The sequence below is a fragment of the Kineococcus siccus genome (genome assembly GCF_009906795.1).
Taxonomy (GTDB): Bacteria; Actinomycetota; Actinomycetes; order Actinomycetales; family Kineococcaceae; genus Kineococcus; species Kineococcus siccus.
Genome location: NZ_JAAALN010000185.1, coordinates 1 through 8667, shown reverse-complemented (window position 1 = coordinate 8667; position 8667 = coordinate 1). Strand labels below are relative to the sequence as shown.

The following is an 8667-nucleotide window of genomic DNA, read 5'->3' as shown; positions in this document are numbered from 1 at the left end:
TCCCCCGCCAGCTCCCCCGGCGTCGGTCCGCCGACACCCGCGCCGGACACCGCCGCGCTGCTGGCCCTGCTGGCCCGCACGGCCGGCAGCGCCCTCGGCGGCCTCGGCCCGGTGGGTGGCGGCACCGCCCGGCTGCTGGCCTCGATCGCCGCCGCACGCACCGTCCTGCTCGACGCTCTCGCCGGCGCGGGGGGTCTGCCCGCGCCCGCCGTGGCGGCGCCCCCGGCCGCCGCCACCACGCCGGCCGCCGCCAGCACGCCGGCCGCCGCCCCGGGAGAGGACGTCGGGGCCCTGCAGCGGGCCCTCGCGGGCGAGCACGAGGCCGTGTACGCCTACGGGCTCCTCGCGGCGCGCGCCGCGCTGCCCCGCCGGCCGGAAGCGCTGGGCGACCTCGACGCGCACCGGATCGCGCGGGACCGGCTGGAGGAGGTCGTCCGGGCCCTGGGCGCGGAACCCGTCGCGGCGGCCGCGGGCTACGCCGCCACCGCGCCCACGCCCGAGGCCGCGGCCCTGCTCGCGGCGACCGTGGAGGACCGGCTCAGCGCGGTCTACGAGGACGTCGTCGGCGCGGGCCCCGCCCGCCGGGAGCTGGGCGCCGCGGGCGTCCTGCGGGCGGCCCGCGCCGCGGTGCGCTGGGGCGGCCCCGTCCGCAGCTTCCCCGGCCTGCCGGCCCTCGCCGACGACGGCGGCCCGGCCCCGGCGCCGGCGGCCACCACGGCTCCCGCGCCCGCACCGACCCCGGGCTGACCGCTCGGGCACCGGCTGCGAGACTGCGCGTGATGAGCCCGGCGACCTCCCCCGACTCCCCGGCGGCTGCTGCGGCGCCGCTGCGCCTCGTGACGTGGAACGTCTGGTGGCGCTTCGGGGACTGGCGGGCACGGCGCGAGGCGCTCCTGAGCGTCCTGCGCGCCGAGCAGCCCGACGTCGTGGGGCTGCAGGAGGTCTGGGCCACCGAGGACGAGAACCTCGCCGGGTGGCTGGGCGAGCGCCTGGGCATGCACGTCGCCTGGTCCCCGTCGCCCTCGCCGCAGCGCTGGCAGCGCCGGCTGGCCCGCACGGGCGAGGACCGCGAGGACTCCGGCTCGATCGCGTTCGGCAACGCCGTCCTGTCCCGCCACCCGCTGCTGGAGGAGCGCGTCGTGCACCTGCCCTCGGGTGGCGGCGAGGACGAGGGCCGCACCGCGCTGCAGGTCCTCGTCGACGCCCCGCACGGGGTGCTGCCCTTCACGACGACCCACCTGAACTCCTCGCCCGCCGAGTCCGCGGTCCGCGTGGCTCAGGTCCGCGACGTCGTCCGCTTCGTCGCCGACGGGCACCGGCGCGCCGGCGGGGGCTACCCGCCCGTCCTGACGGGCGACTTCAACGCGGTCGAGACCTCCGACGAGGTGCGCGTCGCGTGCGGCTACGAGACGCCCGGGCCGGTGGAGGACTTCGTGCTCGTCGACTCCTGGCGCTTCGCCGAACCCGGGGCCCACGGGCTCACGTGGGACCGGCGCAACCCGTGGGTGGCGCGCGTGCACCAGCCCAGCGCGCGCATCGACTACGTGCTGGTCGGCCTGGCCCCGTTCTCCGGCCACGGTTCCGTGCGCTCGGTGCGGCTCACGGCGACGGACCCCGTGGACGGGGTCTGGGCCTCGGACCACGCGGCGGTCGTCGTCGACCTCGAGCCCTAGAGGCGCCCGCGGGTAGGCGGTTGGTGCCTGACAGTGTTCTAGTGCTCCTGCACGGTGACCACGAGGGCACCTGACCGAGGACGGGAGGCGGTCGTGACCGGACCGCCGTCGTCCCCGGAGGTGGACCTGGCCGGGATCTTCGACACCCTGGCCACCGCCTACGTCGTGCTCGACGCCGACCTCGTGGTGGTGGAGGCCAACCGCGCCTACCTCGCGTCGGTCGTGCGCACGCGCTCCGAGGTGCTGGGGCGGGCGATCGTCGACCTCTTCCCCCCGGACCCGGCGGCCCTCGACGCCGACGGCCGCAACCCGCTGGTGACGATCCTGGCGGGCGTCCGCGACACGGGGCAGCCGGTCACGGTGCCGCTGGCCAGCTACGGCGTGCGGCGTGCGGAGTCCGGTGCGCTGACCTCGCGCTGGTGGTCGACGGTGACCAGCGCCGTCCCCGACGCCACCGGCCGCACCCGCTACCTCGTGCACCGCGTCGAGGAGGTCACCGACTACGTCGGCGACACCGAGCGCGGCCTGCGCGACGGCGTGCTCGGCGACCAGGAGCGGCGGCTCTACCAGCGGCTGCAGGACGTCCGGGCCGCTCGCGAGGCGCGCGACATCGCCTGGCGGCGCCTCACCCGGCTCACGACGGTCGCGCAGGAGCTGTCGTCGGCGCACACGCTGGAGGAGCTGGAGGAGGTCGTCGTCCAGCGGGGGCTGACCGTGCTGGGCGCCTCGGGCGGCGGGCTCGTCTCGCGCTCCGCGAGCGGTGGGTGGCGGCTCACGAGCAGCTCGCCCCTGCGCGAGGGGGTCCCCGGCCACGAGGCCGAGGTCGGGCACGACAGCCCGCTGCCGGCCTGCCGCGCCGCGCGCACCGGCGAGCGGTCGCTGTTCCCCACCCGCGCCTCCGCGGCCGACGACCCCGGGATGGCGAGCGTGCAGGAGCGCACCGGCCAGCCCGCGTGGGCCCTGCTGCCGCTGCTCGCCCAGGAGGGCCTGATCGGGTGCCTCGCGGTGTCCTGGGCGCAGGAGCACCCCTTCACCCCCGACGAGCTCGATCTCATGGACGCCTTCGCCGCCCAGTGCGCGCAGGCCCTGCGACGCATCGAGAGCGAAGGCGCCCAGGTGGTGGCCGACTCGTCCCGCCGGCGGATGCTGCAGACGCTGCAGCGGAGCCTGCTGACGAGCCCGCCGGCCCTGACCGGGCTCCAGCTGTCGGTGCGGTACCTGCCGGTGGCACGGGAGGCGGAGATCGGCGGCGACTTCTACGACGCCTTCCCGACCGGCTCCGGGTGGACCGTCCTCGCCGTGGGCGACATCACCGGTCACGACCAGGAGGCGGCCGCGGCGATGAGCCAGGTCCGCAACATGCTGCGCGGCATCGCCTTCGACGGCGACGACGACCCCGCCCACCTGCTCACCCGGCTCGACCGGGCCGTCACCGGCCTGGCCCTGGACACCCTCGCCACCGTGGTGGTGGCCGTGGTGGAACCACCCCACCCCGGCCGGTCCGTGCGGCGGTTGCGGTGGAGCAACGCGGGCCACCTGCCGCCGCTGCTGCGCCACGACGACGGCGCGGTGGAGGTCCTCGCCGCCGAACCGGACCTGCTGGTCGGGGTGGACCCCTCGACCTCGCGCCACGCGCACGAGGTCGACCTGCAGCCGGGAGACGTGCTGGTCCTCTACACCGACGGCCTCGTCGAGCGCCGCCACGAGGACCTGGACGCGGGCATCGCCGTCCTGCGCGGCGCCCTCGCCGTCGCCGACCGCGACGACGCCGACGCGTGCAGCGCGGACCTGCTGACGACGCTCGACGGCCGCACCGCGGAGGACGACGCCGCCCTGCTCGTCCTGCGGGTGCACCGGCCGCCGACGGCCGCCCCCGGGGACCCCGGCGCGGACCTCGGACAGCGCGTGCTGCCCTGCGACCCCCGGTCGGTGGGGGACGCGCGCCGCCTCGCCGAGCGGTGCTGCCGCGCCGCCCGGCTGGACCGGGACGTGACCGACACCGTCGTCCTGCTGACCAGCGAACTCGTCACCAACGCCGTCCTGCACGGCCGCAGCGACGTGCGGATCACCGTGCGCGCCACGGCGGCCGGGGTCCTCGTCGAGGTCGCCGACGACAACGACCGGCCACCCGTGCGGCAGAGCGACGACGAGACGGCCCTGAGCGGTCGCGGCCTCTCGCTGGTCGAGGGCAGCGCGACGCGGTGGGGCGTGGCCGCCCGGGAGATCGGCAAGGTCGTGTGGTTCTACCTCGCCGCGGACCCCCCGGCGGGCTGAACCGCCCGCGGCGGAGCCGACCGCTGTCCGCCGTCAGGCCTCGCGCAGGGCGCGGACCGCGCGGTCGAGCCACTCCGCCATGAGCGCGCGCTCGGCGTCGCTGAGCCCCGGCAGGTCCGGCACCGCCGTCGCGAAGGCGATCGCGAGGGCTCGCGGGCCCGCGTCGGCCACGGCCGGCGCCGCCCGCAGGAGGGCGCCAAGGAGCGCGTCGAGCACGGCGGCGGACAGGCCCGCGTCGCGGCGGTCCACGGGGACCTCGAGCAGCGCGAGGACCGTGCCGGTACCGGCCGCGTGGATCATCGTCACCGCGCGCTCCTCGTCGACCCGCAGCAGCCCGGCGGCAGCGAGGCGGTGGACGCGGCCGCGCAGGACCTCGATGCCGGCGACCGCCGCGGGTGAGGGGTCGCGGCGCCCCGGCGCGCTGAGCAGCGCGAACAGCTCGGGGTTGGCCAGGCCGAAGTCCACGTGCGCGTCCCACGCCGTGCGCAGGTCCGCGACGGGGTCGCCGGTGCCGTCCGCGGCGCCCGCCTCCCCCGCGACGTAGGCGGCCATCACGTGCTCGGCGACCGCGTCGACGAGGCCGTCCTTGTCACCGAAGAGGCGGTACAGCGTGGGCGCCTGCACGCCGGCCGCCTGGGCGACGGCGCGCGTCGTCACGGCCTCGGCCCCCGCCTCGCGCAGCAGCCGCGCTGCGGCCGCGACGACCGCCGCACGCACGTCGTCGCGCGTCGAGGGCTCCCGGGTCACTGACACGTTCCAAAGGTAACAGTCCTTCGTTTCCAGCGGTACGAACCAGTGCTACCGTCTGAGCCGTACCACTGGAACCACGAGAGGACCGACCGTGATCGTCGTCACCGGGGCCACGGGCCAGCTGGGCTCGCAGATCGTCGACCGCCTGCTCGCGCGCGTGCCCGCCGAGACCGTGGGGGTCAGCGTGCGCGACCCCGCGGCGGCCACCGCGCTCGCGCAGCGGGGGGTGCGCGTGCGGGCCGGGGACTTCACCGACCCCGCCTCGCTGCGGCACGCCTTCGAGGGCGCCGAGCAGGTGCTCGTCGTGTCCGCGTCCCTCCGCGGCGACGGCGCGGTCGCCGCCAACCTCGCGGCCGTCGACGCCGCCCGCGCGGCCGGCGCCGGGCGGATCCTCTACACGAGCCACCAGGCGGCGTCGCGGGAGTCCCTGTTCGCCCCGCAGCCGGTGCACGCCGCCGTGCAGGAGCACCTGGCCTCGCTCGGTGTGGCGTTCACGGCGCTGCGCAACGGCTTCTACGCGAGCACGCTGGCGTTCTCCGCAGGGGACGCCCTGCGCACCGGGCGCCTCGTGGCGCCCGCGGACGGACCCGTGTCCTGGACCGCCCACGCCGACCTCGCCGAGGCCGCGGCGCTCGCGCTCACCACCGACAGCCTGCTCGACGGCGTCACCGCCCCCCTGACGGCGGCCGAGGCCCTCGACCTCGAGGCGGTCGCCGCCCTGCTCGGGGAGGTCGCGGGGCGCGAGGTCACCCGGGTCGTCGTCGACGACGAGGAGTGGGCCGCGGCGGCCGTCGAGGCCGGGATGCCCACGGCCGCAGCGGAGTTCACGCTGGGCCTGTACCGCGCGTCGCGGGCCGGGGAGTTCGCGGTCACCGACCCCACCCTCGAGGGCCTCCTCGGGCGCCGTCCCACGTCGGTCCGCCCGGTGCTGGAGGCGCTCGCCGCGCGCGGCTGAGCGGCGCACCCCGCCCGAGCGTTGCGGATCACCGACGACGGGCGCACGCTCCGGGGATGACCACCGCCCCCGGACTGCGCGCCGGCTCCTCCACCGTCCCCGCGACCACGGTCGACGTCGCCCGGCAGGCGACCGTCATCGCCAGCGCGGTGCTGGCGCTGACCGGGTCGGCGATCGGCTCGGGGGCCTTCGGCGGGACGCCCATCGCCGAGGCCGGGAACGGCGCGCTGTCGGCGTCGTCGACGCTCGTGGCCCCCGACGGGCCCGCCTTCGCGATCTGGAGCGTCGTCTACGCCGGGCTGCTCGCCCTGGCCGTCTGGCAGGTCCTGCCCGCGCACCGCGCCGACGAGCGGCAGCGCGCGACGGGCTGGTGGACCGCCGCGTCGCTGCTGCTGAACGCGGCGTGGATCCTCACCGTCCAGGCCGGGCACGTGGCCGCCTCGGTCGGCGTCATCGCGGCCCTGCTGGTCGTCCTCGTCGTCGTCGTCGGCCGCCTCACGACCCTGCGGGACGCCGCCGCCCGCCGGGCCGGGCGCCTGGAGGTGGTCATGGTCGACGGGACGATGGGCCTCTACCTGGGCTGGGTGTCCATCGCCACCGTCGCCAACACGGCGGCCGCCCTGAAGCAGGCCGGGCTCACGGCGGGCGAACCCGCCTGGGCCGTCGGCGTCCTCGTCGTCGCGGCCGCCGTCGGCGTCGGCACGGCCGTGCGCACGCGCGGCAGCCTCGGCTTCGGCGCCGGCCTCGCCTGGGGCCTCGGCTGGGTCGCCGCCGGACGCGCGGCCGGGCCCGCGACCTCGACCGCGGTGGCCGTGACGGCGGGCGTCGCCGCGGCGGTGGTCCTGGGGGCCACCGCCGCGGCCAGGGCCGGTCTGCTCAGCCGCGGACCACGGCGCTGACGCGGGCCACCGCGTCCGCGACGGGCACCTGCTCAGCGTCCCCGCTGCGCCGGTCGCGCAGTTCGACGACGCCCTCCGCGAGCCCCTTGCCGACCACGAGGATCGTCGGCACGCCGACGAGCTCCGCGTCCTTGAACTTGACCCCGGGAGACACCTTGGGCCGGTCGTCGAACAGCACGTCGACGCCCTGGGCGAGGAGTTCCGCCGAGATCCGCTCGGCCGCCAGGAGAATCTCCGGGTCCTTGCCGGTGGCCACGACGTGCACGTCGGCGGGGGCCAGCTCGCGCGGCCAAACCAGCCCCTTCTCGTCGTGGTTGCCCTCGGCGACGCAGGCCAGGGCGCGCGTGACCCCGACGCCGTAGGAACCCATCGTCACCACGACCTGCTTGCCGTTCTCGTCCAGCACCTTCAGGTCCAGGGCCTCCGCGAAGCGGCGGCCGAGGGCGAAGATGTGCGCGATCTCGATGCCGCGCGCGAGTTCCAGCGGCCCCGAACCGTCCGGTGCCGGGTCCCCGGCCTTGACCTCGGCGGCCTCGACGAGGCCGTCGGGGGTGAAGTCGCGTCCCGCGACGAGGTCGTAGACGTGCCGGCCGGCCGCGTCGGCACCCGTGACCCACGCGGTGCCGTCCACGACGCGGGGGTCCACGAGGTACCGGATGCCCGAGGCGTTCTCCGTGCCCAGCACACCCGGCCCGATGTAGCCCTTGACCAGCGCGGGGAACCTCGCGAAGTCCGCGGCCTCGAAGGGCTCGACCTCGGCGGGCGAGAGCGCGGCCTCGAGCCGCTTGGGGTCGACCTCGCGGTCGCCGGGCACGCCGACGGCGAGCGGTTCGCGCCTGCCGTCGGGGTGCCGCAGCACCACCAGGACGTTCTTCAGGGTGTCCGCCGCGGTCCACGGCCGGTCGGCGCGGGGGTGCCGCTCGTTCGAGACGGCCACCAGCGTGTCGATCGTCGGGGTGTCGGGCGTCTCCTCCACGTGCGCCGCGGGCAGCCCGTCGAACGGGACCGGCTCGGGCGCCAGCGTCGTGACGGCCTCGACGTTCGCGGCGTAGCCGCCGGGCGAGCGGACGAACGTGTCCTCCCCGATGACGGTGGGGTGCAGGAACTCCTCGCTGCGCGAACCCCCCATGGCCCCCGACATCGCCGCGACGACGACGAACTCCAGCCCGAGCCGCGCGAAGATCCTGATGTACGCCGCGCGGTGCCGCTCGTAGGACGCCTCCAGCCCCGCGTCGTCGACGTCGAAGCTGTAGGAGTCCTTCATGGTGAACTCGCGGCCGCGCAGGATGCCGGCGCGCGGACGCGCCTCGTCGCGGTACTTCGTCTGGATCTGGTACAGCGACAGGGGCAGGTCCTTGTACGAGGAGTACAGGTCCTTGACCAGGAGCGTGAACATCTCCTCGTGCGTGGGCGCGAGGAGGTAGTCGGCGCCCTTGCGGTCCTTGAGCTTGAAGATGCCGTCGCCGTAGTCGCTCCAGCGGTTCGTGGCCTCGTAGGGCTCGCGCGGCAGCAGCGCCGGGAAGTGGACCTCCTGGGCGCCGGCGGCGTCCATCTCCTCGCGGATGACGGTCTCGACCTTGCGCAGCACCTTCAGGCCCAGCGGCAGCCACGTGTAGATCCCGGGCGCCGCCCGGCGGACGTAGCCCGCCCGCACGAGCAGCCGGTGGCTCGCGACCTCCGCCTCGACCGGGTCCTCCCGCAGGGTCCGCAGGAACAAGGTGGACATCCGCATCAGCACGAAGCCAGGGTATCGGCGCGACCGGCGGCGCTTCACCGGAGTTGTGGCGCTCGGGGTCGCGGCCGGACGGACCGCGCACGGGGTCGCTGGTTGCTTCGTTCGCGCCTCGTCCCGGCACCACGTCGACACTCCGCGACCGGCGCTCACTCCGGACCACCGTCGACCCCGCACACGGACCGTCCTTCGAGCTCATCTGACCGCTCGGTCCTCCGGTGGGGCGGGTGGTCGCGACTCGTCCGGCTCGGCTGTGCCCGGGGATGGGGAGGGCTCTCGCGGGGTCTGGAGGGTGGTGAGGTGCGGTTCGAGGGAGGTGAGGGGGTGGTGACGGCGGACGTCCGGAGTGAGCGCCTCCTCGCGGCGGTGACCTGTGCTGGGAGT

General features: G+C 76.4%; 7 protein-coding genes. 5 read left to right on the top strand and 2 right to left on the bottom strand.

Going from position 1 to position 8667, the window contains the following annotated elements:
• The 3 genes from GTR02_RS17030 to GTR02_RS17020 all read left to right on the top strand — a co-directional run.
• Positions 1-747: DUF4439 domain-containing protein (locus tag GTR02_RS17030; protein WP_205709482.1), on the top strand; the 747-nt coding region annotated here is incomplete at its 5' end.
• 32 nt (positions 748-779) lie between these two features.
• A complete protein-coding gene (locus GTR02_RS17025; protein ID WP_166608684.1) occupies positions 780-1673 on the top strand; it encodes an endonuclease/exonuclease/phosphatase family protein in 894 nt (297 codons plus the stop codon).
• Positions 1674-1766: 93 nt separating this feature from the next.
• Entirely contained in the window at positions 1767-3947 is a 2181-nt protein-coding gene (locus GTR02_RS17020; RefSeq protein WP_166608683.1) for a SpoIIE family protein phosphatase, read from the top strand.
• Positions 3948-3980: 33 nt separating this feature from the next.
• On the opposite strand, the gene GTR02_RS17015 is transcribed toward GTR02_RS17020, so the two are convergent.
• The gene (locus GTR02_RS17015) at positions 3981-4700 is read right to left on the bottom strand and encodes a TetR family transcriptional regulator (RefSeq protein ID WP_166608682.1); all 720 of its coding nucleotides are present in this window, start codon (positions 4698-4700) and stop codon (positions 3981-3983) included.
• Between the two features lie 88 nt (positions 4701-4788).
• Between GTR02_RS17015 and GTR02_RS17010 the strand changes: the two genes are divergently transcribed.
• Together GTR02_RS17010 and GTR02_RS17005 are read left to right on the top strand one after the other, a co-directional pair.
• Positions 4789-5652: an NmrA family NAD(P)-binding protein gene (locus GTR02_RS17010; RefSeq protein ID WP_166608681.1), complete on the top strand. Its 864-nt coding sequence runs from the start codon at positions 4789-4791 to the stop codon at positions 5650-5652.
• A 56-nt stretch (positions 5653-5708) separates the two neighbouring features.
• Entirely contained in the window at positions 5709-6551 is an 843-nt protein-coding gene (locus GTR02_RS17005; protein WP_166608680.1) for a tryptophan-rich sensory protein, read from the top strand.
• On the opposite strand, the gene GTR02_RS17000 is transcribed toward GTR02_RS17005, so the two are convergent.
• The gene (locus GTR02_RS17000) at positions 6529-8289 is read right to left on the bottom strand and encodes a proline--tRNA ligase (protein ID WP_166608679.1); all 1761 of its coding nucleotides are present in this window, start codon (positions 8287-8289) and stop codon (positions 6529-6531) included. The two genes, GTR02_RS17005 and GTR02_RS17000, sit on opposite strands and share 23 nt — an antisense overlap.
• Between the last annotated feature and the right edge of the window lie 378 nt (positions 8290-8667).